Source organism: Virgibacillus sp. NKC19-16 (genome assembly GCF_021560035.1).
Lineage (GTDB): Bacteria > Bacillota > Bacilli > Bacillales > Amphibacillaceae > Virgibacillus_L > Virgibacillus_L salidurans.
The window spans coordinates 606,863-631,975 of the sequence record NZ_CP074373.1 but is presented as its reverse complement, the minus strand read 5'-3'; the positions used below and the strand labels follow the sequence as shown (position 1 = coordinate 631,975).

Below are 25,113 nucleotides of genomic sequence, written 5' to 3'. Positions count from 1 at the left end.
GGGACAGGCCCCATAGAACGCGCACAGCGCTAGCCTAACTTAGACTTCTTTGCTGCTTTCTCACGTTCGTTTTTATTCAGTATCTTCTTCCGCAATCGAATTGATTCGGGTGTTACTTCACAGTATTCATCGTCGTCTAAATATTGGATTGCTTCTTCTAGTGACATATCCTTTGTTTTCCTGATGGTAGACGTTTGGTCCTTGGTTGCGGAACGGACGTTTGTCAGATGTTTTTCTTTGGTGATGTTAACCGTAATGTCGTTCTCACGGTTGTGTTCACCAACAATCATTCCTGCATAGATTTCCGTTCCAGGTTCAACGAATATGGTGCCTCGGTCTTCAAGCTGCATGATACCGTATGTTGTTGCCTTACCATGTTCCATACCGACTAGAACACCTTCTCGTCTGCCACCAACTTGTCCTTTTACGATCGGTTCGTAAGCATCGAAGGTATGATTTATAATTCCGTATCCATGTGTCTGGGTCATAAACTCTGTTGTATAACCAAGCAGGCCGCGTGAAGGTACTTTGAACTCGAGACGAACTTGTCCATTGCCATCATTAATCATGTCGAGCATTTCGCCTTTTCGATAACCAAGGGATTCCATAACCGGTCCTTGATACTCTTCAGGCACGTCTATTTGGACACGCTCCATCGGTTCACATTTCTGACCATCAATTTCTTTTACGATTACCTGAGGTTTTGAAAGTTGTAATTCAAATCCTTCTCTGCGCATGTTTTCAATCAAAATGGACAGGTGCAACTCGCCGCGTCCGGAAACAGTCCATGCATCCGGTGAATCTGTTGGATCTACACGAAGACTAACATCTGTCTCAAGCTGTTTTAGTAATCGTTCTTCAATCCGTCTGGACGTTATATACTTCCCTTCTTTTCCTGCGAAAGGGCTGGTATTCACTAAAAATGTCATTTGCAATGTTGGTTCATCAATTCGCACCATCGGTAATGCCTCTGGATGATCTTTATCGCCAATTGTCTCCCCTACGTTAAGATCTTCTAGTCCTGAGATGGCAACAATGTCACCAGCTTTTGCCTCTTGAATTTCAATTCGTTTTAATCCAATAAAGCCAAATAATTTACTGATGCGGAATGACTTCTGACTGCCATCTTTTTTCATAACCGTTACTTGCTGGCCAACACTTATCGTCCCGCGAACGATGCGCCCTACACCAATACGTCCAACATAATCATTATAATCAAGCAATGTTACTTGAAATTGCAGAGGCTCATCTTTTGTGTCGGCTGGTGCAGGGATATGGTCCAGAATGGTTGTGAAAACAGGATCCATGGTTTCTTCTTGGTTGTCGGCTTCCAAACTTGACGTCCCATTCAATGCAGATGCATAAACGACAGGGAATTCCAGTTGTTCATCATCAGCTCCAAGTTCGATGAATAAATCAAGTACCTCATCAACTACTTCTGTAGGTCTTGCATTCGGACGATCGATCTTGTTTAAAACGACGATCGGTGTCAGTTTTTGTTCCAATGCTTTCATTAACACAAAACGCGTTTGTGGCATTGTTCCTTCATAAGCATCCACAACTAAAGCTACACCGTCTACCATTTTCATAATCCGCTCAACTTCACCACCAAAATCGGCATGCCCAGGCGTGTCGAGAATATTGATGGTTGTATCTTTATAATTAATCGCTGTGTTCTTCGCCAAAATTGTAATACCACGCTCTTTTTCAATGTCCCCAGTGTCCATGGCACGTTCATCTACTTGCTCATTTTCACGGAACGTTCCGGAGTATTTTAACATTTGATCCACGAGTGTTGTTTTACCGTGGTCAACGTGGGCAATAATGGCGATATTACGAATATCTTCTCTTAATTGCATAAAACGTTCGCTCCTCTATATTAAGGATAAGTCAACTTAAGGATTATATCATAAAACTTATGCTGATGCAAAATTTATTTTGGAAAAACTATTTCGAATTTTGCCCCACCAAGTTCTGAGTCAGCAACTTTGATTTTACCACCGGACTGCTCGATAATCGCACGCGCAATAGCCAAGCCTAGACCTGTTTCCCCGTTCTTACCTTTTACAAACCGGTGAAAAATATGTGGAATCAAATCCTCAGATACACCGTCTCCATCGTCTTCTACTGTAATTGTAGTCATTTGATTTCGCTGATAAACATGTATAGCGACCTGTGATTTCGCATGGCGAATACCATTGATTGTCAAATTCAACAAGGCCCGGAGTAACTTTTCCTCATCCACCATTAACGTAATATCACCTTCTACATTATGATGGAAGTCAATATCTTTTTCATTCACCAATGGTAATGCGCGTTCTTCGACTTGATTGATCAATGAACGAAGTTTAACTTGGGTCCTGTTATAAGCAGCGGGCTCACTATCGAGTTTCGCTAATACGATCATTTCATTAATAATCGTTTTAAGGCGATTTACTTCGGTCACCATTACTTCCAAGCCTTTTTCCTGATCCTTTTCATCAAAAATCCGATCCCTGATCCCTTCTGCATAGCCTTGAATCGTCATTAAGGGTGTTTTCAGTTCATGGCTCGCATTTTGAAAAAAGCTCTGCTGTGTGTGCATATATCTTTGAAGTTCTTCTGCCATTTCGTATACACTTTGTTCAACTTCCTTAATCTCCCCTGTTGCATTGATGCGTTCTATATCATCAAATTGCCGTTTTTCAATCTTCTTTAATTGCCATTTTAACTTGGAAAGTGGAGTTACCAATTTATTTGTTAAAAATGTACTTATTAAAACAGCCACTGCCGCACCAATCAGAAATACCAAAAGCATCCTGGCAACAAAATTTTGCTGGACAGCTTGTATATCATTCATCGGTGTTAGTAAAATTAACTCAATTCCGGTATCTTGCGGATAAAACAAAATTCTCGACGTAACAAAATTATTATCTCCAAACTCCCAAAGGTTTTCACTATCATCCGCAAAATCATTGTTTTCCCACAGGCCACGTACAATTCGATTTGACATTGTTGAAAACAGCACAGCATCCTGGTTACGATCGTATAGGAACAGCTGCAGGTCCTGGTCCTGTAATAGTTCAGCATATTGACCTGTCCCATACTGCTCCGTCATTACACTTACTAGAATTTCACCATTCTGCCTTAATTGCCGCTGTTCATCCTGGATCAACAAATCTAAAATCAAGGAGTAAATAACATAGCCTGCTACAGCCATAATCACAATAAGCAATGTCGTAAAAGCAATGTTCAACTGGTGTTGAAGTTTCATGAATTAACCCTCTTCTCGCAGGCGGTACCCATAACCCCATACCGTCTCTAGGGCTAGGGTTGCGAATTTTTTTCGGATTCGTTTCACTAAATCATCTACCGCGCGGTCACTTCCAAAGTAATCATCACCCCATACCTTCACTAATAATTCCTCTCTGGAAAATGCCCGATTTGGATTTTCAGCAAACAGCAAAAGCATATCAAATTCCTTTGTCGTTACTTCCTGTTCCACGCCATCCCAAAATACGCGCCGATCATTCTTATGAATGAATAAATGATCAACCTTGACTTTATCCTGAGAAATTTCTTCCTCTTTTGTCACTGTACGTACCCGTTTAAATAGCCTTTTGACACGTGCCGTTAATTCTCGTGGGCTGAAAGGTTTCGTTAAATAATCATCACCGCCCAGCTCAAGCCCGAGAATTTTATCGATCTCCTCATCCTTCGCTGAGATAATAATAATAGGTATATCACTTTCATTACGTATTTTTTTGCAAAATTCATACCCATCCATCCCCGGAAGCATAATATCTAAAATCCACATATCCGGAGGGTTTATCTCCCACACGTCCCAGGCTGCTTCTGCAGAATCCAGAATGGTGACATCAAATCCTTCTTTTTTTAAATAAGCGGAAACGATATTTTGTATATTTTTGTCGTCCTCTACAACGCCAATATGATATTTCATTAGACAATCACCTTTCCATCATAATTCGTACATTTATTTTACCATAAAGTGTAGCTTGAACCTGTGCGTCAGTTCAATTAGTTTGATCATTATTATTTTTGGGTAAAGGATATAGGAACTCGATTAATATTAGAAACCTTATCTTACCGCGAAGTTTTACACATTTCTCCCACATTTATCCCAAATATGCGCCAAAATGGTACGGTATTATAAGATTATTAGAACATTTGGTAGATGCACTTATGCAGTAAGAATATGGATATACTTTCTTAACTGTAAACTTAATGAAATTGGAGTGATAACATAATGGATAACAACAATGAAGAAAACAAATCACTTAATCATAATGAAGTGGAGGAACCATCGGGCGTTGAGGAAGAATCAACGGGTGATGAGAAGGAATCAACAAACGTTAAAGAGGGGGAAACAGCTGACGGTGTGGAAGAACCTACCAACGTCGAGGGAGAACAAACCAGCACAGATGAAGAGAATCGAGCTACTACGACAGAGCCAGAGAAAAAGCCAAAATCAAAAAAATCCGGCGTAGGTGTTCTGCTTGGAGGAATTGTTGGCGGACTTATTTCTGCTGCTGTTGTCATTGTATTATTTACCAGTGGCGTTATCTCACTTAATGATTCAGCTGAAACATCATCCGAATCTGCAGAAACCTCGGAAAGCGAATCAACAGAAGTTGTAGATACATTATCCACAGGTAATGCGGATGCCGCTTCCAATATGGAGGAAGCATCCGAAGCGGTTGTAGGAGTTACAAACCTGCAGCAGCGAAATATCTGGGAACAAAGTGAAAATGAGGCTGGAAGTGGTTCAGGTATTATCTATAAGAAAGAAGATGGCAGTGCATATGTTGTAACCAATCAGCATGTTATTCAAGATGCTGAAGAGGTTGAAGTTAGGTTAAATGATGAAGAAGAAGTTCCTGCACAGGTACTAGGGACTGACCCCTTAACAGATTTAGCCGTTTTAGAAATTGATGGAGAGAATGTCGACACCGTTGCCAATTTAGGTTCATCAAGCGACCTGCAAGTTGGTGAAACAGTTGCAGCTATTGGAAATCCGCTCGGCGAGGAATTTGCTAACACCGTTACACAGGGTATTGTCAGTGGCTTAGAGAGATCGGTCAGTGTGGATACAAATCAGGACGGCCAGCCGGACTGGGTGACAGAAGTTATTCAAACAGATGCAGCTATTAACCCTGGGAATAGCGGCGGCGCATTAGTCACGAGTGAGGGAGAAGTAATTGGGATTAACTCTATGAAAATTGCACAGCAAGCTGTAGAAGGTATCGGATTTGCCATCCCAATTGACGAAGCCCTGCCAATCATGGAGCAACTCGAAACAAATGGAGAAATAGAGAGACCGGTCATTGGAATCACGATAGCCAGCTTACAACAAGTACCTCCTCAATACCGCAGTGAGATCAACATACCAAATGACGTAGGAGGCGGCATGGTAGTTGCAGATGTTCAAACAAATTCATCAGCAGATCAAGCAGGCTTACAACAGTATGACGTCATTACGAAGATCAATGGTGAAGAAGTGACATCCATTTTAGATTTAAGACAGCATCTCTATTCCGATGATAATCAAATCGGCGATACAATTGAAATAGAATATTACAGGGACGGTGATCAGGAAACAGTAGATCTTGAACTCCAAGGTCAACAAGAAGAGCAAGAACTGTGATAACTTTAGATAGCTCAGTGTACGAAAGAACCTAGCCCATATCCTGGGTTGGGTTTTTTATTTTGTCGAATAACTTTAAATGAGATTGTTCTCTTTTTGTCATATCTCACTTATGTTTTGTGATATTTCGCACTAACTATTGAACAAAAATCTCTACAATAGATATTGCTGCTTATATTATTGCCGGAGTTGGCGGGATTGGCCAATGGATTAGTTGTTTTGTGGGTTTCGTTTTGGCGGAATTCGGGGAGGCAAAAAACGACATAAAAAAGCTAAAATGGTAGTAGCGAACGTTTCTAGGTGGATGGGATTGTGGAAATGTTACTCAAACGGTAACATAAAGCGGCTCTATGTGACCAATGTCTTGAAAAGGTAACTTTGGTAACATAGAGGGTCTATGTTACCAAAGTTACGAAAAAGTAACTCAAACGGTGTCTAAGCTACCTAAAAATTGAAAAACAGCCAAAACGATAGTGAATATTCCCTATCACAAAAAATCTTAATACTCATCCTCATATTTATTATGATTCCAAGTAACTCCGTCATAATTGCCGTCTATATCCGCGGCTAAATAGCCCTCTAAATCCTCTGTTGATCCAACATTTTCGTCGCTATTTGGATACATTTCATCATAATTATCTTTATCTCCATAGAAGTCAGATGGTGTTTCAGATGTACCGTAACGACTCACCTCTTGCCAGGCATCTTCTGAATCATAACCAACTTGTTCTTCATCTGTGACTTCATCCGGATTAATATTTGGACTAAATACTTGCTCTTCTACAGGCCTGCTATGCTCGAAATTGGCATCATTCACATGTTCAATACACCGATCAGCAGTTGGCAGAGCTTCTAATCGTTCAAACGGGATATCTTCCCCACATTTACCGCAAATGCCATACGTCCCCTCTTCAATAGCATGAAGCGACTCATTAATCTCTTTTAATTCCGTTTCCGCATGTTCATTAAGCGCGAGGTCCTTTCCTCTTTCGAACATCTCTGTCCCCATGTCCCCAGGATGATTATCATAATTTGACAACTCGCCTATCGACTCTTTTGTCATTTCAAGCGTTTTACCAAAGTGATCCTGCACGTGGTTAATTAATTCTGTTTGCCTAGCCATTAATGCAGTTTTGCACTGGGCAAGTTGCTCGCTTGTAATCATTACGATCAGCCTCCATTAATTGTTTAACCGTGCTACCTATACTATGTGTAAAAGTATTATAATGATTCTCTGCTTAAGCTCCCAAATCATGTCAATAGCGGGAATGTCATCCTCTTTTTTCGAATAAAGGAATTATTTGTGTTATAAAGGAATTGGCGTGAACAGTGTCGAAATAAATATAAAGACCACTTTTAAAGAGGAGAGATGATCGTATGCTTTCAATTAATGCAAAAATTGGTTTCATAGGCGCAGGTGTAATGGGGAAGAGCATGGCAGCAAACTTACAAAACGCTGGTTATCCCGTATCTGTCTATACACGGACCAAGGAAAAAGCCAGTGAGCTAGTCGATAACGGTGCAACTTGGAAAAGCTCTGTCGCTGAATTAGCACAAACAACGGATGTAATTATCACCATGGTCGGTTATCCATCAGATGTAGAGGAAGTTTATTTTGGAGAAAATGGTATTCTTGAAAATGCGAAGGAAGGGTCATATGTCGTTGATATGACAACCTCAAAACCTGCTTTGGCCGTAGAAATTTATAAACAAGCACGGGAGAAAAATATTTCTTCCATGGATGCACCTGTTTCCGGCGGTGATGTTGGAGCAAAAAGTGGGACACTTGCAATTATGGCAGGTGGCGACCAGGAGACGTTTGATTCCGTCTTACCTCTTTTTGATGTTGTTGGCGAAAATATTATCCTACAAGGCGGGGCAGGAGCAGGCCAGCACACGAAATTAGCCAATCAAATTACCATCGCTTCAAATATGATTGGAGTTTGTGAGGCAATCTCCTATGCTAGAAAATCGGGACTCGACCCTTCGCGTGTGCTTGATAGCATTACAACAGGAGCAGCAGGCAGTTTTTCCCTGTCAAAACTGGCACCTCGCATGCTTGAAGGTGATTACGCACCAGGATTTTATGTGAAACATTTTATCAAAGATATGACCATTGCGCTTGAATCCGCTCAAGAGATGGGACTGTCAACGCCAGGACTCTCACTTTCCCTGGACCTTTATAAGGAGCTCGCTGAACAAGGTGAAAATGACAGCGGGACTCAGGCGTTGATTAAGTTATTTGCATGATGAGTGAGTTAGAGAAACGGAGAATTACGATTTCTTCTCCCGTTTCTCTATTTCTCCCTGTACAATAAAAGCTAAATCGTCATTTCCGAAAAGCTGAAGTACTTGTAAAACCGTTTGATCATCTATGTCCTCGGATTCTTTTTTAGAAACAGTTAATTCCATTGTTTCTGCTAGCGTGTTATTCCTCAATTGAGCCGGATAGGCTTGTTCATATAAAACATTCGGATGAAGATCATTATTAATACACCATTGGGCATAAATTAATATCATCATTTTCTCATCGTTTTGATAACTTTCGATGACTTGTTCTTCTATTTCTTTTTTATCCACTTTATTCACTACCTTTTCGAAGCATAAATATCCACATAAATGTCAAAGCTTGTTTTAGCTCTATTGGCAAGTCTTTATAGTGATGCTCTTTCACGCCGTCTTTATAAACACCGACCCCATCAATATATTCCAAATTATTATCTGTGGTAAGCTGCCTGAATTCCCATGGCATCATCGTATTGGCAATCGCTTTTTTACCAAGCAGACGGGGATAGCTATTTGTTCTTGGACCAGCAGTTGGACCTAGAATTCCCACACAGAGCAATCCATCTTTTTTCACGACACGCTTTAATTCATGGATAGCTTTAGCAGGGGATTCTGTCCATTCCAACACATTAATCGCCATTACCGCGTCAAAGCTCCCATTTTCAAATGGCATGTCACTTACATCACCTTGTGAAAAAGGAATACCTTCATGCTTGGCTCGTTCCTTGGCAAGCGCGACCATTTCACTGGAAATATCCATCCCGACCACATCATAGCCAGCCTTATACAATTTATAGGATCCATAACCATCTCCACAGCCAATATCCAGGATCTTGCCGCCCTCTTTAACATGGTTTTCTACAAAAGGAATAATATCCTTTCTACTTCCATTATCCCACATATTCACACTCCGTTCATTCCAAAAGTGTGCACGATTATCCCATTGTAATTCTGCTTCTTTTTTCCAATTAAATGATGTCATAAATTCCCTCCTCCATGAAGATATTCGACCTAAGTGAGCTAAATTCCTGTTACATAAAAAAGATCTACCCCACGAGTGAGATAGACCTTCTTTTCTAACATCTATTATAGACGAGTAACGTTTGCTGCTTGTGGTCCGCGGTTACCTTCAACGATTTCAAATTCAACACTTTGACCTTCTTCAAGTGTTTTGAAACCTTCAGCGTTAATTGCAGAGAAGTGTACGAATACATCGTCTCCATCTTCACGCTCGATGAAACCGAAGCCTTTTTCTGCATTAAACCATTTTACTGTGCCATTCATCATATAAATGACCTCCTTATACAAATATCGTGCAAAGTATAATTGAATCATAAATACTTTTACACCACTTTGATAAAGAGATCGTAAAGTATTATTCAAACTCCAATTTCCTTTTGCTATTATTAACTTTACCCTTTTGCTGCGAAAAATGCAAGCGTTTAGCAAAAGTTTTTTTAATTAGAATTTATTGTGGTGAGAATATGAGCATTGTACAAACTGGCAATTAACATAAAAACATGATAAAATACTTCATTGCAAGATTATAAAATAAAATATCGACTACCGTACATTTATATCTTGCAAATATGAATGAATAGGTGGTAATCAAATGGAAAGCAGTACAAACTATCAAGTTTTATTGTATTATAAGTATGTATCTATGGAAGATCCGGAAAGTTACGCGGAAGAGCATCTTCAACTTTGTAATGACTTGGAATTAAAGGGTCGCATTTTAGTTGCTTCTGAAGGAATCAATGGAACTGTTTCCGGTACCATTGAACAAACCGAAAAATACATGGAAGCAATGCATAACGATCCGCGCTTTGCTGATATGACCTTTAAAATCGATCCGCATGACGGGCACGCATTTAAAAAAATGCATGTGCGCCCTCGTAGTGAATTGGTAAGTCTTCGTTTGGAAGAGGATATAAATCCACTGCAAACAACTGGGGCGCATTTGTCTCCACAAGAATTTTACGAAGCAATGCAGGATAAAGATACCGTTGTTCTCGACGCGCGAAATGATTATGAATATGACTTAGGGCATTTCCGTGGCGCGATTCGCCCTGACATTGAGGCATTCCGCGAATTGCCTGAATGGGTTCAAGAAAACAAACACCTTATTGAGGGAAAACGTATCCTGACCTATTGTACAGGCGGCATTCGCTGTGAAAAATTTTCCGGATGGCTAGTGAAAGAAGGCTTTGAAGATGTCGCACAGCTCCATGGCGGAATCGTAACTTACGGGAAAGATCCTGAGGTTCAAGGAGAATTATGGGATGGCCGCTGTTACGTATTTGATGAGCGAATTTCCGTACCAATTAATCAGAAGGAACATGTTGTTGTCGGCGCGGACTATTTTGACGGCCAGCCATGTGAACGTTACGTGAATTGCGCTAACCCCGATTGCAATAAACAAATTATTTGCTCAGAGGAAAATGAGCATAAATATATCCGCGGCTGTACACATGAATGTCGTGTTAGTCCACGCAATATGTATGTAAAGGAACATGATTTGGCTGAAGAAGATGTTCAGCACAGACTTGAGCTTCTTGGAGAAAGTTTGAAGCAGGAAGTGTAATCTGAAGAAGGCGGCCTTTTGAAGGGTCGTCTTTTTTTGTTGTTTTGAGGATCCTATATAGATGCGAGGGGCGGCAAACCCGGATAAATATTTTGACATCAGAGAACTAGCATTGCTATCCTTCTAGTAAAGGAGGCAATCATATGAGTATTTATGATTTTTCTGTAAAGACAATGCTAGGTAATGAGAAATCACTGGCCGATTATAAAGGGAAAACACTTCTTATCGTGAACACAGCAAGTAAATGTGGATTCACACCACAATTTGAAGGACTGCAAAACGTATATGACCAATTTAAGGATCAGGATTTTGAGATACTCGGATTCCCATGCAATCAATTCAATAATCAGGACCCGGGAAGTGAGGAGGAAATCTCTCAATTCTGTGAGCGTAACTATGGAGTTACATTCCCAATGTTCAGTAAAGTGGATGTAAAAGGCGAGGATGCACACCCACTTTTCAACTATCTAACTACCGAAGAAAAAGGAATGCTGACCAAAGATATTAAGTGGAATTTCACAAAGTTTTTGGTTAATAAAAATGGAGAAGTTATCGACCGGTTTGCACCACAGACGAAGCCGGAAAATATGGTGAAGGATATTGAAAAGGCTATAAAGGGGTAAAAGGGAACGAGATGCTGTCTTCCGGTTTAAAATTGTTATCTCCCGTTTTAGTGTGTTTCTCTCCCGGTTTGAGGCTGCTGTCTCCCGGTTTAATGTGGCTCTCTCCCGTTTCTGTGTGCCGCTCTCCCGGTTTGGCTTGGCCCTCTCCCGATTCAGGAGTGCGCTCTCCCGGTTTGGAGTGCCGCTCCCTAGTTTTTCCTGTCACGGTAAACGGTTCTCACTCTTGGTTGATTTCCCCACAACCTACCAATAGAAAAACGAGCGCATCTACCACCGCTCGTTTTCCATCATATTAATAAGCTTTTGCCCAATACACGAGTTCCTTAGCTTCTCTCCCGCAGCACACGCAGGTATCTGCTACTTTTTCCTGTTCAAATGGGATTAGGCGTGAGGTTGCTGTTGTCTCTTCTTTAATTTTCTCCTCACAAGCCACGTCTCCACACCACATTGCTTTAATAAATCCAGCGTTTTGATCAAGCGTTTGTTTGAATTCATCCATATCCTTGGCAACACTCGTTTTCTCGTTACGATGCGCTAATGCTTTATCAAATAAGTTTTTCTGAATTTCTTCTAATAAAGCAGGCAAACGTGCTTCCAAATCGGTAAGTGCTACAAATTCTTTTTCACCGGTATCACGGCGAACGAGTACGACCTGATCTTTTTCAATGTCTTTTGGACCCATTTCAATCCGTACCGGCATTCCTTTCATTTCGTACTCATTAAATTTCCAGCCTGGCATTTTGTCACTTGCATCGATACCAACGCGAACAAGGTCCTTCAATTGATCACGCAGGTCATACGCTTTATCGAGTACACCTTCTTTATGCTGGGCAACTGGGACAATCATGGCTTGCGTCGGTGCAATCCGTGGAGGCACGACTAATCCTCTGTTATCTCCATGCACCATAATTAATGCACCCATGATACGTGTGGAAAGTCCCCATGACGTTTGATGTACAAATTGACTTTCACCGTTTTCATCTAAATACGTAATATCAAATGCTTCTGCAAATCCTGAACCAAAATGATGTGAGGTCGCCGATTGCAATGCTTTACCATCATGCATCAATGCTTCAATGGTCAGGGTATAGTTTGCACCAGCAAATTTTTCTTTATCCGTTTTGCGGCCTTTATACACAGGGATTGCCAGATAATTTTCTACCACATCAGCATAGACCCTAAGCATTTTATCTGTTTCTTCAGATGCATCCTCATCGGTTGCATGTGCTGTATGTCCTTCCTGCCAATGGAATTCAGATGAACGCAGGAACGGACGTGTTGTTTTTTCCCAGCGCACAACATTTGACCACTGGTTATAAAGCATCGGCAAATCACGATACGAATGAATATTATTCGAATAGTAATCACTAAACAACGCTTCTGAAGTTGGGCGTACAGCTATTCTTTCAGCTAATTTCTCCTCTCCACCATGTGTCACCCAGGCTACTTCCGGCGCGAATCCTTCCACATGATCTTTTTCCTTTTGCAGCAGGCTTTCAGGAACAAATAATGGGAATGATACATTCGAGTGCCCTGTTGCCTTAATTTGACGGTCCAGTTCATCGCGGATATTTTCCCATATTGCAAAACCATCCGGCTTAATGATCATCGTTCCACGTACCGGGCCGTAATCAACCAAATCCGCCTGCTTCACAACGTCTGTATACCACTTGGCAAAATCATCTTCCATTGCTGTTATGTTTTGAACAAACTGCTTATTTTTCTTACCCAAGCTGAACACCTCTATCTTAAAATTTTATTTTTTAGAAAAACTTACATTCACTTGGTCTTTAGCGAATGATTAGTTTTTCTTATAAGGTCATCCTTAGATCTATACTTGCTGACGTTAGAACAGAAAAAATCCTCCATCCGAAAAGGGACCGAGGTCTGGTGGTGCCACCCTTGTTTACAAGGACCGCTCCTTGTACACTTGAATCGATAACGGTGAAGAACCGCGCTCATCTTACAGCAAAAATGCCTTTCCGATGGCGAACTCAGGAGGCAGGTTCTAAATGATGCCTTTGGAAATTTCCACCAATTCATTTCCTCTCTTTGAAAGACGATCAACTTATACTAATCCCCATCAACGTTTCGTATATAGTATCTAATATATAGTGGTATGAGTGGAAAGTCAAGGTTTACTAGGGAATGAGTTGGTATAGAAACCTTTAGAATTATCACAAAAATCAAACGAATATTCTTGTGAATTCTTACTCGAGCCAGTATAATCAGTATTAGGGTATGATATATACCCCTAACCTCCTTATGAAAGGGGGTGATAAGTGATGGAACAGGTAATAATCTTGCTTACGCTTTTGCTTAATTTTGCATTAGCAGTAATAAATCTGCTACATGTATTATTGAGCAAACGTAAGAAGAAAAAAACCCTCACTCGGATAAGTGAGAGTTCCAACATTATTACTGAGAAGAGGAGAAATCCTCTTCTCTACCCATCATCTTATGTATATCATACCCTATTTATTCAAAAATTACAACGGAAGAGGTGTTTCTATGCTAAACTTTACATTAATCATTTCATTAGCAACAACTGCGGTTTTGTTAGCAACCACTATCCTACTATTCAAAGACAAGAAAAGTGAAACAAATTGATGTTAAAGTCCATATAAAACCTGTTTTCAATTTGATGATGAGACAGGTTTTATTTAAACCATAACTTGGCAAGACACCGCCCGAACTATTAGCCTTTACGGTTCTTGAAAATCATACACAAAGCATACACAGCAAGCCAAAGTTCTGCTGGATGCTCATGATCAAAAACTTTTAATTTATGCTTTTCACCACGAAGATTTGTCTTTTGTGATTTTCTCATATCAAAGAACGACCTTTCTCCTCGAAGGAGTTCTTCCTGGTCATCCACAAATATGCTTGCTGTCAGATCTCCATAATGATTTTTCACATTATAATGATGCTGGTCGGTTTCAACATAGAAAGGCAGAAATTGAGATATACCTTCTTTGGTAGTTAAACGGTGATTGGAAATAATAAGTAATAATGGCCTAAATAACTGTCCCACAAGGCCTCCTCCTTGTAAAAGATTAGAAAAATTATTTACGAGTCTAATAGAGGGACGGAGGACGACAGGAACACCGTCCCCTTTCAACTGGTGCTGGGACAAGGAACCTGTCCCTATAAAACTCTCGCACCCAATGTGTCCGTAAAATGTCCCAATGCCCAATCATGGCCTGCCTGATTGAAGCTTGCTACCGCATCTTTATGTACCACAATTTTAAAACCTTTGTTGTATGCATCCACGGCTGTATGCAGTACACATATATCTGTAACCACGCCTATGATATGAACCTCATCAATTCCTCGCTCACGTAATTTTATCTCCAAGTCAGTGCCGGCAAATGCGCTATACCGTGTTTTGTCAAAATAATAGACATTCGCTTTATCCTTGTTTTCCTCGTACACATTTGCCAGCTCTCCATACAAATCGCGACCTGGCGTACCGATAATATTATGCGGTGGAAATAAATCAGATTCCGGATGTAGTTCGTCTCCTTCTTCATGGGCATCAATAGCAAACACAACATAATCGCCCCCTTCAATAAACTCCCTAGTCAAATCCACTACCCTGGATTCAATCGCCTGCCCAGGTCCCCCACTTGTCAGCTTTCCATCCTCTGCTACAAAATCATTTGTGTAATCCACATTCAGTAATGCACGCTTCCCCATTTGTTATCCTCCTTGTTCTATTCTTTTGCTGGAGACAGGGACACTGTCTCCGCTCGTCTGGTGCTGGGACGGTGAACCTGTCCCTTTTCCCCTCGTTGCTTCGGCTCTCGATCGGTTTGCTTCGGCTCTCGATCGGTTTGCTTCGGCTCTCGATCGGTTTGCTTCGGCTCTCGATCGGTTTGCTTCGGCTCTCGATCGGTTTGCTTCGGCTCTCGATCGGTTTGCTTCGGCTCTCGATCGGTTTGCTTCGGCTCTCGATCGGTTTGCTTCGGCTCTCGATCGGTTTGCTTCGGCTCTCGATCGGTTTGCTTCGGCTCTCGATCGGTTTGCTTCGGCTCTCGATCGGTTTGCTTCGGCTCTCGATCGGTTTGCTTCGGCTCTCGATCGGTTTGCTTCGGCTCTCGATCGGTTTGCTTCGGCTCTCGATCGGTTTGCTTCGGCTCTCGATCGGTTTGCTTCGGCTCTCGATCGGTTTGCTTCGGCTCTCGATCGGTTTGCTTCGGCTCTCGATCGGTTTGCTTCGGCTCTCGATCGGTTTGCTTCGGCTCTCGATCGGTTTGCTTCGGCTCTCGATCGGTTTGCTTCGGCTCTCGATCGGTTTGCTTCGGCTCTCGATCGGTTTGCTTCGGCTCTCGATCGGTTTGCTTCGGCTCTCGATCGGTTTGCACCTTCGTGATACAAAATGGAACAGGAACACTGCCCCCGCTCATCTGGTGCTAGATCATCCTTATTCTTTGCTAACCTTAATCTTATGTGCTTCATCAAACCTACGCATCGCTGCATGATACGTCGGGCCTACAACATCTGTATACGAAAATCCATGCTCAATCGCGGTTGTAACAAAACTCTTTGCCAGTCGAACTGCTTCTGCGATAGGTTCGCCCTTGGCTAAATTTCCTGCAATTGCTGCCGAATACGTACACCCTGCCCCACTCGTGTTAACTGTATCAATACGTGGCGCTTCGAACGTCGAGATCGTCTCCCCATCGTACAATACATCAATTGCCGGGCCTTCTAATCTGCCCCCTTTTACCAATACATTATCTGCACCTAAGGCATATAGATCTATCGCTGCACGCTTCAGATCATCGACACTAGCCAAATCTCTTCCACCCAATAATAAGGAAGCTTCCGGTACATTTGGCGTAATAATCGTGGCCCTCGGGATCAGGCTATTTATTAATGCATCAATCGCATCATCCCTCAAAAGTTTGGAATCCAGTTTCCCAATCATGACAGGGTCGACAGTAATATTTTTAATCGAAGAATCCTTGATTAATGCAGCAACGGTTTCTATTACTTCTTTTGAAAATAACATCCCTGTTTTAAGCCCGTCCGCACCTACCTGTTTCATTGCTGTAGCAAATTGCGCTTCAATGGCTTCCAGCGTCTGCGGATGCACATTTTTATCCGTCTCTGGATGTCTACCAACGATGGCTGTTACGACACTCATCCCATAAACATCAAGTTCCTGAAACGTCTTCAAATCTGCTTGAATCCCAGCGCTTCCACCAGCTGCTGAACCTGCAATGGTGATTACTCGTGATGGGAAATTCATATCCTAAAATCCTTCCTTTTTCCAAATTATCTATTAAAATAATACTACGACAAAAAACCAAATAATCATAATAAATTGCACAACGACTTTTGCCACTGCGCCGCCTAAAAATCCGATAAGCGAACCAATTGATGCACGAAGCGCCTCTTGTCCAGTCCGCTTCTGCGTCATTTCAATAAGGAAAACAACGATAAATGGCACATAGATAATCCCAAATGGAGGTGTAATAAAGGAACCAACGATAACCGCTACTGCCGCGCCTCTTTCTCCCCATTTGCTTCCACCGAATTTTTTCACAAAATAACTATTAGCAATGATATCCGCAACAAAGAGAATAACCGTAAACACACCCATTATAATCCAAAAGAAAGTGGTGAGCTCATTTGCATTTAAGACAAAATGATACAACAAAAATCCAACCCATAGCACAAGTACGGAAGGAATAATAGGAAAAAGTACACCAACAAAACTTAAAATAAATAATACAACAATCGCGATCCATATAAGAATATCCAGCATGTTATCCTCCATTCATTCACATATTTACGATAGCTTCAAAATCGACAACCCGATCACTAATTTTTTGAAGTAATTGATGATCATGGCTTATTGCTAGTATACCGATATTACGCTGTTTTGCTAATTTTAACACGGATTGCCAAATAATTGCTTGTGTAATCGCATCAAGCATTGTCGTCATTTCATCAGCAATCAGGTATTTCGTGTTTTCATGAAGGGCCCGTGCAACACAAAAGCGTTGCAATTCTCCGCCTGATAATTCGCTTGGGTAGCGCGAGAGCCATTCTTGCTTAATTCCAAGCGCTTCCAGTAATTCATGATCCATGATTTGCGCTTCTGAAAGCATCTTCCTCATTCTCCATTTTGGATTGATTGCTTTTTCCGGATGCTGCCATACTAATTGCACGGGATGCATGCCTGCGCGAAAATCATTCTCCCCATTCACGTTAATCCTACCCGCAATTGGCTTCAAATATCCTGCAATAAGACGGGCCATCGTTGTTTTCCCGGAGCCGCTATAGCCGAATAATCCGACGACTTCACCAGCGTTTATGCTAAGATTGAGCTTTTCAAACAGGTTCAATTCATTCGGATAGTGATACGTCATGCCCTGCACTTCAAGCATTCCACCGGTCTCTTGTGCTTCCGCTTTCGACGGTAATGTCACAAAATCATTCTGCGGCAATGCGTTCCATAATGCTCGCGTATACGGATGAGCTAATTTCTCACCCTTTCCGGTAAAATCACTCGCATTTGCAGTTTCAACCGTTTCTCCGTCATTCATAACTACAACCCTATCAGCGATTTGTAATGCAGTATCAATATCATGTGTGATAAACATGACCCCTTTACCCTCCGAAGCCAAACTTTTCAGATGCAAAACCGTTTCATACAAGACTTGCGTGTCCAGTCCAGGCGTCGGCTCATCGGCAATAATTAAATTTGCACTACTGACCATGGCTGTTGCAGCTAAAACTCTTCTCGCCATCCCCCCGGATAATTCAAAGGGATACCGATTTTCAGCTTCTTCAGGCAATCCTATTTTTTGAAAAACAGCACGCTGCTTCATTTTTTTATCACCACGATGAATAGACGCCTGCACCTGCTTCCCCGTTTTTATCAGTGGATCCAAGGCATTGACCGATTGCGGGATAAGCGAAATCTCTTTTCCACGTAGCTCGCCGCTTTTTTCACTCGTAAGCTGCTCCCCTTTATAATTCAACACACCAGAAAGCGCGGCATTTTCAGGAAGGACCCCAAGCACAGCATTTGCAAGCAGACTTTTCCCTGATCCGCTTGCTCCAATAACCGCAACAATCTCGCCTTCATGAATCGTCATATCCAACCTGCGAATCACTTGCATCGTCGTTTCACGCAACCCTTTTTTATATTGGCGAAAGAATAGCGAAAGATTCTTCACTTCAAGCAGTGGTTTTTTTTGTATCGTCATCCTATCCTATCCTATCCCTTCTGTCCATGAAACGGATCAATAAATCTGCTCACATTTTTCCCAAGTACATCAAAAATAGCAACCATCAGTAAAAGCGATAGACCTGGGAAGAATGCCAGCCACCACATTCCTGTTGATAAATATTGCATCGATTCGGATAAAATAATGCCAATCGCCGGTTGCTCTGTTGATAACCCGAATCCGAGAAACGTAATCGCCGCTTCATGCAAGATCGCATGTGGAAAAAGTAAAATAAAGCCGATTACAAGCTGTGGGATCAAATGTGGGACCAAATGATTCCTGGCAATCCACAGCCTTGATTTGCCAAGTCTACGCGTGACACCAACATATTCAGCTGTTTTTACTTGAAGCATCTCGGAACGAAGCACACGCGCGAGGCTTGGCCAATGGGTTAACGCCAAACCAATAACGACTCCAGTAAATCCACCACCCATTGCAAAAGAAATTAAAAGCAGTAGCACGATATGCGGTACGCTGAGAAAAAGGTCGATGAGCCATGTAACGATGTAATCTATTACCCTATTCCAGGACGCTAGCAAGCTAAGAATAAGTGCAATAACCGTACTCGAAAAAGCCGCAAGAATGCCAACACCAAGGCTCAAAGTAAGCCCTTTTAACGTACGTGCAAGCATATCACGTCCCAGCCAATCTGTACCAAAAAGATTACTGAGAGAAGGACTGTTATTTCTCGCTTCCAGGTTTACACCAAGCTTTTCATCACCGATTAATAAACCACTCACGACCATCCCTACAAGTAAGGTAATCGAAATAATAATCGCCGCTAGTGTACGTTGTCTTAGATTCATTCTTCCTATCCTCATAAGACTTCCCCCCTTCTCAAACGGGGATCAACCATTTTATATAATAAATCAGCGATTACATTCCCGACAAACACGAATACGGTACTACATAAAACGATCCCGAGCAGTAGCGGAACGTCTCCCCCAAGGCCTGCTTGTACTACAGCCTGTCCAAGGCCCGGATAGGAAAAGACCTGTTCCGCCAGTACAGCTCCACCAAAGAGTTCTCCAAATGAAGCAAAATGAATGGAAATAGCCGGAAGCGAAATATTACGCAAGCCGTGCCGCCAAAGAAGCATAAATCCACGCTCACCCTTCGCTTTTGCAAATCGCACATACTCCGAGTTTAGCACGTCAATCAATTTTTCCCTTGTATGCAATGCCACATTTGCAACACCAACGATGCTTAATGTCAATGCCGGTAAAATCAAATGTCTCAACCGCTCTAGGAATGAAACATCCTCAGCTAGTATCCCAGCTGGTGTACCAAGTCCAATCGGGAACCAGCCCAGCCACACGGAAAATAGCATTAATAATAATAAACCTAGCCAAAATGCAGGCGTTGAAGCAAGTGTAAAACAATAGCTTTTTATTACACGGTCAATCCATGTTCCCTCTTTCATGCCGGAAATGATTCCAAGTACAAAACCAAAAAGGCCTGAGAGAACCCAGGCCACACCCATTAGAGACACGGAAGCAAGAAATCGTTCAGCAATGACACTAGCTACAGGACTCCGGAAAATAAGGGATGTGCCCATGTCCCCTTGGAGAATATTTCCCCCCCAGTTTAAAAACTGCTGGGCTTTCGATTCATCCAGGCCCCAATGCGCAGCAATATTTTCCCTTTGTTCTGGGCTTACCCGCGTCATATCAGCGCCGATATACGACTGAACAGGGTCAATTGGTGAGTAGCTTACAAGCGCAAAGGATAGAATACTGATTGCGATTAACAATGTGACAAGTTTGATAAACTTACCTGCAATATAAAAAGAAATATGCTTACCCATTCAGGCCTCCCCCTACTCTTTCCAATGCCACTGTTCAATAAAGTCCGTAACCGGCCATCCATGTCCATGTGGTTGAACCTTTTGCTCACCAATTTCCAAGTTTTCGTCTACAAAATACAGATGCTCCAGATTAACTAACCATGCCCACGGTGCATCTCCTTTTGCAGAAAATCCGGTCTCGCCGTCCCATTGTGCCTTTTGCCAATATTCATTGGCTTCTTCTTGGGATGTTGCACTTAATGCTTGATTCATATAGTCATCAACAGTCTCATTCGCATAGTAATTGGCATTATAATAGCCGATACCTCTTGTTTCACTGCTGTATAAATTATACATTTCAAGCGGATCATGACTTCCCCAACCCATCATCACCGGATGGGAATACATGAGCGTCCCTAGTTCATTCCAGCTTTTTCCTTCTGTCGTTACATCTATGCCAAGGGGCTCAATCATATCTGCAAAAGCAATCGATAAAGACTGACGGCTTTGATCATCAGCTGGATAAAGCAAGGTAAAGGCGGCTTCCATTCCATCTTTTTCGCGGACCCCATTTTCATTTTCTTCCCAGCCAGCTTCATCCAGCATTTGTTTCGCCTGCTCCATTTGATCATCTTCAAATACAATGTCCGGATTCCACCATGGAAGCCCGTCGGCAACGCTGTACGCAGGTGTACCAAAGCCTTCGAGTACGCCGTCAACTAGAGCTTCTCGATCCACTGCAATATTGATCGCCTTGCGAATCGTCTCGTCAGCTGTTACATCATTACCAATCGGTGCGCCTTCATCTGTTTCTTCGCCTTCTCGCACAAATGGGAACATAATTCCCCGATTATCAACACTATTCAATTCGACCAGTTCCATCCCAGGTACATCCTCTTTTGCAAATGCAGGTGGTACCGATGCGACATCGACCTCTCCTGCTTTTGCTGCTGCAAATGCCGCATCCTCTGACAGGAATAGAAAAGTCAGCTGCTGAAAGGCGGGTTTTTCTCCGTAATAATGGGGGTTAGCAGTTACAATTAGTTGCTGCCCCTTGTCCCATTGTTCAAGCTGAAAAGGCCCGGAACCGACCGGATTTTCATTATAAGTCTCATCATAAGCATGTTCCGGTACAATACCCGTTGAAATAAGCAGGTAAATAAAGGTTGATTGCGGTTCTTTCAACGTGAATTTTACTTCATCATCCTGTATTTTTTCCACTTTTTCCATATTATTCAAGTCGATAATGGAACCACTATCAGCGGCTGTTTCAAATGTAAAAACAACATCGTCTGCAGTGAGTGGTTCTCCATCCGAGAATTGCACATCATCACGTATTTGTACTGTCCATTCCAATCCATCTTCACTAACTTCATAGTTTTTGGCTAAATCATGTTGGATATTAAAATCCTGATCTTGCTTCAGCAGCGTGCTTTGGAACAGAGGCGATCCATATCGTCCCCATCCTGTTGTAGGATCAAACCCATCTTCCGGCTCGCCGCCGATGGCCAGGACCAGTTCGTCTTTTGGAGTTTCATTTGCATTATTTGCATTATTATTTTCACTATCTTCTGCACAAGCACTTAATAGGAATGGTAAAAGTACAATTAATAATAGTTTATTATATCTCATATTACGTCTCCCCTGTATTCTTCTTTTCCTATTTTATATTTTATTTTTTGATCCGGCAACATATGTTATAGAAAGAACAATTAAAATAACCACCTATAAACGCTCTATTAAACGCAGAAGGTGGTGTGGTAATTACCAAAGCAAATAGCACCCTAACGAGAGTGCTATTATATATTACTCCTTCTTTTTCTCCTTCACTTTTTCATAAATCTTTCCTTCTATCTTTTTCACGCGTTTCTCTTTCAGTTTATGTGTTGGCTTTGGATCATGCCATTGGAGTTGCCCGTCACGGAAAACGCCAGTATATTCATTCCCCTGAATCGTTAATTTAAATACATGATCATCATGGGGTTTATCATCAAACATTGGTTTGATTTGAATATCATCTGTTTCATCCTTAACCCCACGCTCCTCCATAAGTTCATGAATCTCGGTTTCAAGCGAATCTAATTGCTCATCTCCAAGATCCTGTTTTGGATGTGGATTTAACCATTGAATTTCTCCATCGTGAAAATATCCTTTATATTCTTTTCCATCTACAGATAGTGAAAATTGACGCCGCTCATACGTACGCTTCTTAAATACCCGTTCCTCTTCAAACACATCTGGTTTCATTTCGTCTGCCACTGAAAAGCCTCCCAATCCATCGCTTTTATGGTTATATTTTTCCCCTAATCGCGGTTAGTTATCCTTAATATTTTCTAAGAAAACTCGGCTTAGATTGAAACCAAGCCTCACTTATTACATTATGACAGGCCGTAAATATGCTTTCAACCACTTGTGTCTTGTTAGCCATTACTCGAATCGTAAAGCCCGGTACTACAAGCTTGGATATCCCTGCTTTAAAATCCCCTTCCTGCCTGTTGATTGTTTCATACAATTGATCCACAAGATCAGCATTGACTTGTTCCCCAACAACAAAGAATGACCCTAAATGAGTATAGCCTTCCATAATCCCTAGCCCATTCATATGTTGTGCTTTTGGCGTCAGTTTTATATGATCAAATGCGACTAACTCATCTTCCATATAAATTTCATTAACCAGACGAAGGGTATCGTAACTGAAACGTTCGCCCTCAGGTGACCAACCCGGTGTCAAAATATCGGAATAAAGTAATGTTGCTCCTTTTTCCATGTGTACAATATTCTTTTGGTGGTAGCGGGCGTCCTTATAAGCGATGAGAGGGTCCGGCAAATATTCCAGATAACTGCCCTTCCCAAGGAAAAGTTCCGTTTCCTGATATGCATGGCTATTTGGCGTTTTATAAACTTTTGTAGCGCTTTGTGTCGTCAAGGTAAGTTTCGCATTTTCACGAAGCGATACTTTCATTCGGTACGTGTCCCCATCCAAATATCCACCGCCTGGGTTTAAGATATAATAACAGGGCTGGGATTGATGAAGGTAAACGGGGCGCATAACTTTAAAGGCCCCTCGGAAATATACATTGTTAGCAACTGTCCTGCCTTGCCGGTCTTCCGCATCAAGCTCGAGAATACCTGTCCAATCAGACATCTTGTTCGAGTCCCTTTAACAATGCATGCTTCTTGATCCAGTCAACAACCTCATCCAAACCTGTATTATCCTTTAAATTTGTAAATACAAATGGTTTGTTTCCGCGGAATACCTTCGTATCAGATTCCATGATGTCCAAATTTGCACCAACATATGGGGCCAGATCCGTTTTATTAATCACAAACAAATCAGATTTAATCATACCTTGGCCACCTTTACGGGGGATTTTTTCTCCTTGGGCAACATCAATAATATAGATAGAAAAATCGACAAGTTCCGGACTAAATGTAGCTGCAAGATTATCTCCTCCGCTTTCTACAAATATAAGCTCAATGTCCGGATGTTTCTCCTCAAGCTCTTCCATGGCTGCAAAGTTCATGGACGCATCTTCACGGATTGCGGTATGTGGGCATCCGCCCGTTTCCACCCCAATGATACGATCTTCCGGAAGAATCCCGTTCTCCACTAAAATTTTGGCATCTTCTTTTGTATAAATATCATTGGTAATAACCGCCATGCTCACTTCTTTATCCAATTGACGCGTAATTTTTTCCACGAGCATGGTTTTACCTGCACCAACAGGGCCACCTATTCCTATTCTGATCGGTTCCATTTCTAACACTTCCCTTTCATTTAAAATTTCGTTAGGATTTCTTAACTGCTGAAAATACGAATTCCCACACGCTCATGCATCATTTGGGATAACTCCAGTCCCGGTGATACAATCCCAAATTCTTCTTCATTCAACTGCATAATTTTATCCGTTGCTTCCCTTAAATGTTCTTGGAATGCATAAATAATCTTTTGGCCTGTCGTTTGCCCTAACGGTATTGCTCGTACCGCATTTTGAACGAGGCCGGAGACCGTAGAATACAGATAGTATAGAATTGTCGTTTCCTTTTCTACCTCCAAAAAATGCCCAACCATTGTAAATACAATGGCAGGATGTCCGAAGGCTCGCCCCTTTTTTATCCGGTTCTGATAAACAGATAAAATCGGTGCCTCATAAAGGGTAGCCGCGATTTTCAACAAACGATCACCCATACGCTGCGTACCGTCTCGTGTTTCCCTTGCAAGACTTTGCACGGTTAATTTGCGATCAAGATCCCAAATTTTTTCAATATCACCTTGTTCAAGTGCATCATAAACCAAACTTGCAGCTAGCCCATCAGCGTATACAAGCTGTTCCTGCAGGTAAACCTGTAGCCACTCAGAAAATGTCTCCTGGTCGTGTACTGCCCCTTCTTGCATATAGCTTTCCAGTCCAAATGAATGACTAAATGCACCTGTTGGAAAGTTGGAATCACAGAGCTGAAACAAAGATAATACGTTGTTATTCATGACTATGCCCTATATGACGAAATGCTTGGTTTACTTTTCGGTCTTCGCGGCTAAATGGAATTCCCAACTCTTGTAATAGTTCCTCTACCAGGTAGTCATATTGCACAAGCATACTATCTCCCTCAAACTGTGCCGGAAGATGACGATTCCCCAGCTGATGCGCGATGGTTCCCATTTCATTCAACGTGCGCGGGTTAATGACTAATAAATCATCTGACATGACATCGATAATAATCATATTTTCATCATCCATATAGATCACATCACCAGCTTGAAGATCGCGGGCTTCCTTCAGCCGAATACCCAGTTCACGACCATGATCGGTCTCCACCCGCTGGATTCGTTTTACCAGATGCGCACTTTCAAGCAGCACTTTTTCCCTATGGCGCTTTTCTAGTTCAGCTTGCTCTAAATCATTTATGTTTGTGACAACTTTATCTATAATCAATTCCTTCAC

26 protein-coding genes and 1 other annotated feature are annotated in these 25,113 nt (G+C 41.9%); of the genes, 5 read left to right on the top strand and 21 right to left on the bottom strand.

What is annotated here, in order from left to right; genetic code table 11:
• Nucleotides 1-29 precede the first annotated feature (29 nt).
• The 3 genes from typA to KFZ58_RS03380 form a co-directional block, all read right to left on the bottom strand.
• Nucleotides 30-1,859 carry a translational GTPase TypA gene (gene typA, locus KFZ58_RS03390; RefSeq protein ID WP_235793453.1) on the bottom strand — a complete coding sequence of 610 codons (1,830 nt, stop codon included), beginning with the start codon at nucleotides 1,857-1,859 and terminating at the stop codon, nucleotides 30-32.
• Nucleotides 1,860-1,933: 74 nt separating this feature from the next.
• Nucleotides 1,934-3,253, bottom strand: a complete 1,320-nt coding sequence (locus tag KFZ58_RS03385; protein ID WP_235793452.1) for a sensor histidine kinase — start codon at nucleotides 3,251-3,253, stop codon at nucleotides 1,934-1,936.
• Nucleotides 3,254-3,256: 3 nt separating this feature from the next.
• Nucleotides 3,257-3,940 carry a response regulator transcription factor gene (locus KFZ58_RS03380; protein WP_235793451.1) on the bottom strand — a complete coding sequence of 228 codons (684 nt, stop codon included), beginning with the start codon at nucleotides 3,938-3,940 and terminating at the stop codon, nucleotides 3,257-3,259.
• 306 nt (nucleotides 3,941-4,246) lie between these two features.
• On the opposite strand from KFZ58_RS03380, the gene KFZ58_RS03375 reads away from it, so the two are divergent.
• Complete coding sequence (locus KFZ58_RS03375) at nucleotides 4,247-5,644, top strand: S1C family serine protease (protein WP_235793450.1); 1,398 nt, start codon at nucleotides 4,247-4,249, stop codon at nucleotides 5,642-5,644.
• A 499-nt stretch (nucleotides 5,645-6,143) separates the two neighbouring features.
• Here the strand turns inward: KFZ58_RS03375 and KFZ58_RS03370 are convergent, their stop codons facing one another.
• Nucleotides 6,144-6,809, bottom strand: a complete 666-nt coding sequence (locus KFZ58_RS03370; RefSeq protein WP_235793449.1) for a TraR/DksA C4-type zinc finger protein — start codon at nucleotides 6,807-6,809, stop codon at nucleotides 6,144-6,146.
• Nucleotides 6,810-7,021: 212 nt separating this feature from the next.
• On the opposite strand from KFZ58_RS03370, the gene KFZ58_RS03365 reads away from it, so the two are divergent.
• Nucleotides 7,022-7,894, top strand: a complete 873-nt coding sequence (locus KFZ58_RS03365) for an NAD(P)-dependent oxidoreductase (protein ID WP_235793448.1) — start codon at nucleotides 7,022-7,024, stop codon at nucleotides 7,892-7,894.
• Nucleotides 7,895-7,918: 24 nt separating this feature from the next.
• Here the strand turns inward: KFZ58_RS03365 and yxiS are convergent, their stop codons facing one another.
• From yxiS to KFZ58_RS03350, 3 genes are all read right to left on the bottom strand, one after another.
• Nucleotides 7,919-8,224 carry a protein YxiS gene (gene yxiS / locus KFZ58_RS03360; protein WP_235793447.1) on the bottom strand — a complete coding sequence of 102 codons (306 nt, stop codon included), beginning with the start codon at nucleotides 8,222-8,224 and terminating at the stop codon, nucleotides 7,919-7,921.
• A 1-nt stretch (nucleotide 8,225) separates the two neighbouring features.
• The gene (locus KFZ58_RS03355; RefSeq protein WP_235793446.1) at nucleotides 8,226-8,912 is read right to left on the bottom strand and encodes a class I SAM-dependent methyltransferase; all 687 of its coding nucleotides are present in this window, start codon (nucleotides 8,910-8,912) and stop codon (nucleotides 8,226-8,228) included.
• A 104-nt stretch (nucleotides 8,913-9,016) separates the two neighbouring features.
• Nucleotides 9,017-9,217 (bottom strand): cold shock domain-containing protein, encoded by a 201-nt coding sequence (locus KFZ58_RS03350; protein ID WP_209461826.1) that lies wholly within the window; start codon nucleotides 9,215-9,217, stop codon nucleotides 9,017-9,019.
• Between the two features lie 325 nt (nucleotides 9,218-9,542).
• On the opposite strand from KFZ58_RS03350, the gene trhO reads away from it, so the two are divergent.
• Together trhO and KFZ58_RS03340 are read left to right on the top strand one after the other, a co-directional pair.
• Nucleotides 9,543-10,514 (top strand): oxygen-dependent tRNA uridine(34) hydroxylase TrhO, encoded by a 972-nt coding sequence (gene trhO, locus KFZ58_RS03345; protein WP_235793445.1) that lies wholly within the window; start codon nucleotides 9,543-9,545, stop codon nucleotides 10,512-10,514.
• A 143-nt stretch (nucleotides 10,515-10,657) separates the two neighbouring features.
• Nucleotides 10,658-11,137, top strand: coding sequence for a glutathione peroxidase (locus KFZ58_RS03340; RefSeq protein WP_235793444.1), 480 nt, complete (start codon nucleotides 10,658-10,660; stop codon nucleotides 11,135-11,137).
• Nucleotides 11,138-11,429: 292 nt separating this feature from the next.
• Here KFZ58_RS03340 and proS read toward each other — a convergent pair whose 3' ends face one another.
• From proS to KFZ58_RS03325, 3 genes are all read right to left on the bottom strand, one after another.
• On the bottom strand, nucleotides 11,430-12,869 hold the full coding sequence (gene proS, locus KFZ58_RS03335) for a proline--tRNA ligase (protein ID WP_235793443.1): 1,440 nt from the start codon (nucleotides 12,867-12,869) through the stop codon (nucleotides 11,430-11,432).
• A 140-nt stretch (nucleotides 12,870-13,009) separates the two neighbouring features.
• Nucleotides 13,010-13,233, bottom strand: a binding site (T-box leader).
• Nucleotides 13,234-13,835: 602 nt separating this feature from the next.
• The gene (locus KFZ58_RS03330) at nucleotides 13,836-14,171 is read right to left on the bottom strand and encodes a hypothetical protein (RefSeq protein ID WP_235793442.1); all 336 of its coding nucleotides are present in this window, start codon (nucleotides 14,169-14,171) and stop codon (nucleotides 13,836-13,838) included.
• 113 nt (nucleotides 14,172-14,284) lie between these two features.
• Nucleotides 14,285-14,836 carry a cysteine hydrolase family protein gene (locus tag KFZ58_RS03325; RefSeq protein WP_235793441.1) on the bottom strand — a complete coding sequence of 184 codons (552 nt, stop codon included), beginning with the start codon at nucleotides 14,834-14,836 and terminating at the stop codon, nucleotides 14,285-14,287.
• 25 nt (nucleotides 14,837-14,861) lie between these two features.
• Between KFZ58_RS03325 and KFZ58_RS03320 the strand changes: the two genes are divergently transcribed.
• On the top strand, nucleotides 14,862-15,512 hold the full coding sequence (locus tag KFZ58_RS03320; RefSeq protein WP_235793440.1) for a hypothetical protein: 651 nt from the start codon (nucleotides 14,862-14,864) through the stop codon (nucleotides 15,510-15,512).
• A 51-nt stretch (nucleotides 15,513-15,563) separates the two neighbouring features.
• On the opposite strand, the gene thiD is transcribed toward KFZ58_RS03320, so the two are convergent.
• The 11 genes from thiD to ureE form a co-directional block, all read right to left on the bottom strand.
• Nucleotides 15,564-16,394, bottom strand: coding sequence for a bifunctional hydroxymethylpyrimidine kinase/phosphomethylpyrimidine kinase (thiD, locus tag KFZ58_RS03315; protein ID WP_235793439.1), 831 nt, complete (start codon nucleotides 16,392-16,394; stop codon nucleotides 15,564-15,566).
• A 33-nt stretch (nucleotides 16,395-16,427) separates the two neighbouring features.
• A complete protein-coding gene (locus KFZ58_RS03310) occupies nucleotides 16,428-16,913 on the bottom strand; it encodes a DUF456 domain-containing protein (RefSeq protein ID WP_235793438.1) in 486 nt (161 codons plus the stop codon).
• Between the two features lie 16 nt (nucleotides 16,914-16,929).
• Nucleotides 16,930-18,363: an ABC transporter ATP-binding protein gene (locus tag KFZ58_RS03305; protein ID WP_235793437.1), complete on the bottom strand. Its 1,434-nt coding sequence runs from the start codon at nucleotides 18,361-18,363 to the stop codon at nucleotides 16,930-16,932.
• A gap of 11 nt (nucleotides 18,364-18,374) precedes the next feature.
• Nucleotides 18,375-19,205, bottom strand: a complete 831-nt coding sequence (locus KFZ58_RS03300) for an ABC transporter permease (protein ID WP_235793436.1) — start codon at nucleotides 19,203-19,205, stop codon at nucleotides 18,375-18,377.
• On the bottom strand, nucleotides 19,202-20,191 hold the full coding sequence (locus KFZ58_RS03295; RefSeq protein WP_235793435.1) for an ABC transporter permease: 990 nt from the start codon (nucleotides 20,189-20,191) through the stop codon (nucleotides 19,202-19,204). Before KFZ58_RS03295 ends, KFZ58_RS03300 begins: the two co-directional genes overlap by 4 nt.
• 12 nt (nucleotides 20,192-20,203) lie before the next feature.
• Nucleotides 20,204-21,802, bottom strand: coding sequence for an ABC transporter substrate-binding protein (locus tag KFZ58_RS03290; RefSeq protein ID WP_235793434.1), 1,599 nt, complete (start codon nucleotides 21,800-21,802; stop codon nucleotides 20,204-20,206).
• 174 nt (nucleotides 21,803-21,976) lie between these two features.
• A complete protein-coding gene (locus KFZ58_RS03285; RefSeq protein WP_235793433.1) occupies nucleotides 21,977-22,429 on the bottom strand; it encodes a DUF5342 family protein in 453 nt (150 codons plus the stop codon).
• 64 nt (nucleotides 22,430-22,493) lie between these two features.
• Entirely contained in the window at nucleotides 22,494-23,315 is an 822-nt protein-coding gene (locus tag KFZ58_RS03280) for an urease accessory protein UreD (protein WP_235793432.1), read from the bottom strand.
• Nucleotides 23,308-23,928 carry an urease accessory protein UreG gene (gene ureG, locus KFZ58_RS03275; RefSeq protein WP_235793431.1) on the bottom strand — a complete coding sequence of 207 codons (621 nt, stop codon included), beginning with the start codon at nucleotides 23,926-23,928 and terminating at the stop codon, nucleotides 23,308-23,310. The genes KFZ58_RS03280 and ureG overlap by 8 nt, the downstream gene beginning before the upstream one ends.
• A gap of 41 nt (nucleotides 23,929-23,969) precedes the next feature.
• Nucleotides 23,970-24,656 (bottom strand): urease accessory protein UreF, encoded by a 687-nt coding sequence (locus KFZ58_RS03270; RefSeq protein ID WP_235793430.1) that lies wholly within the window; start codon nucleotides 24,654-24,656, stop codon nucleotides 23,970-23,972.
• Nucleotides 24,649-25,104 carry an urease accessory protein UreE gene (gene ureE / locus KFZ58_RS03265; protein ID WP_235793429.1) on the bottom strand — a complete coding sequence of 152 codons (456 nt, stop codon included), beginning with the start codon at nucleotides 25,102-25,104 and terminating at the stop codon, nucleotides 24,649-24,651. The genes KFZ58_RS03270 and ureE overlap by 8 nt, the downstream gene beginning before the upstream one ends.
• Nucleotides 25,105-25,113 lie beyond the last annotated feature (9 nt).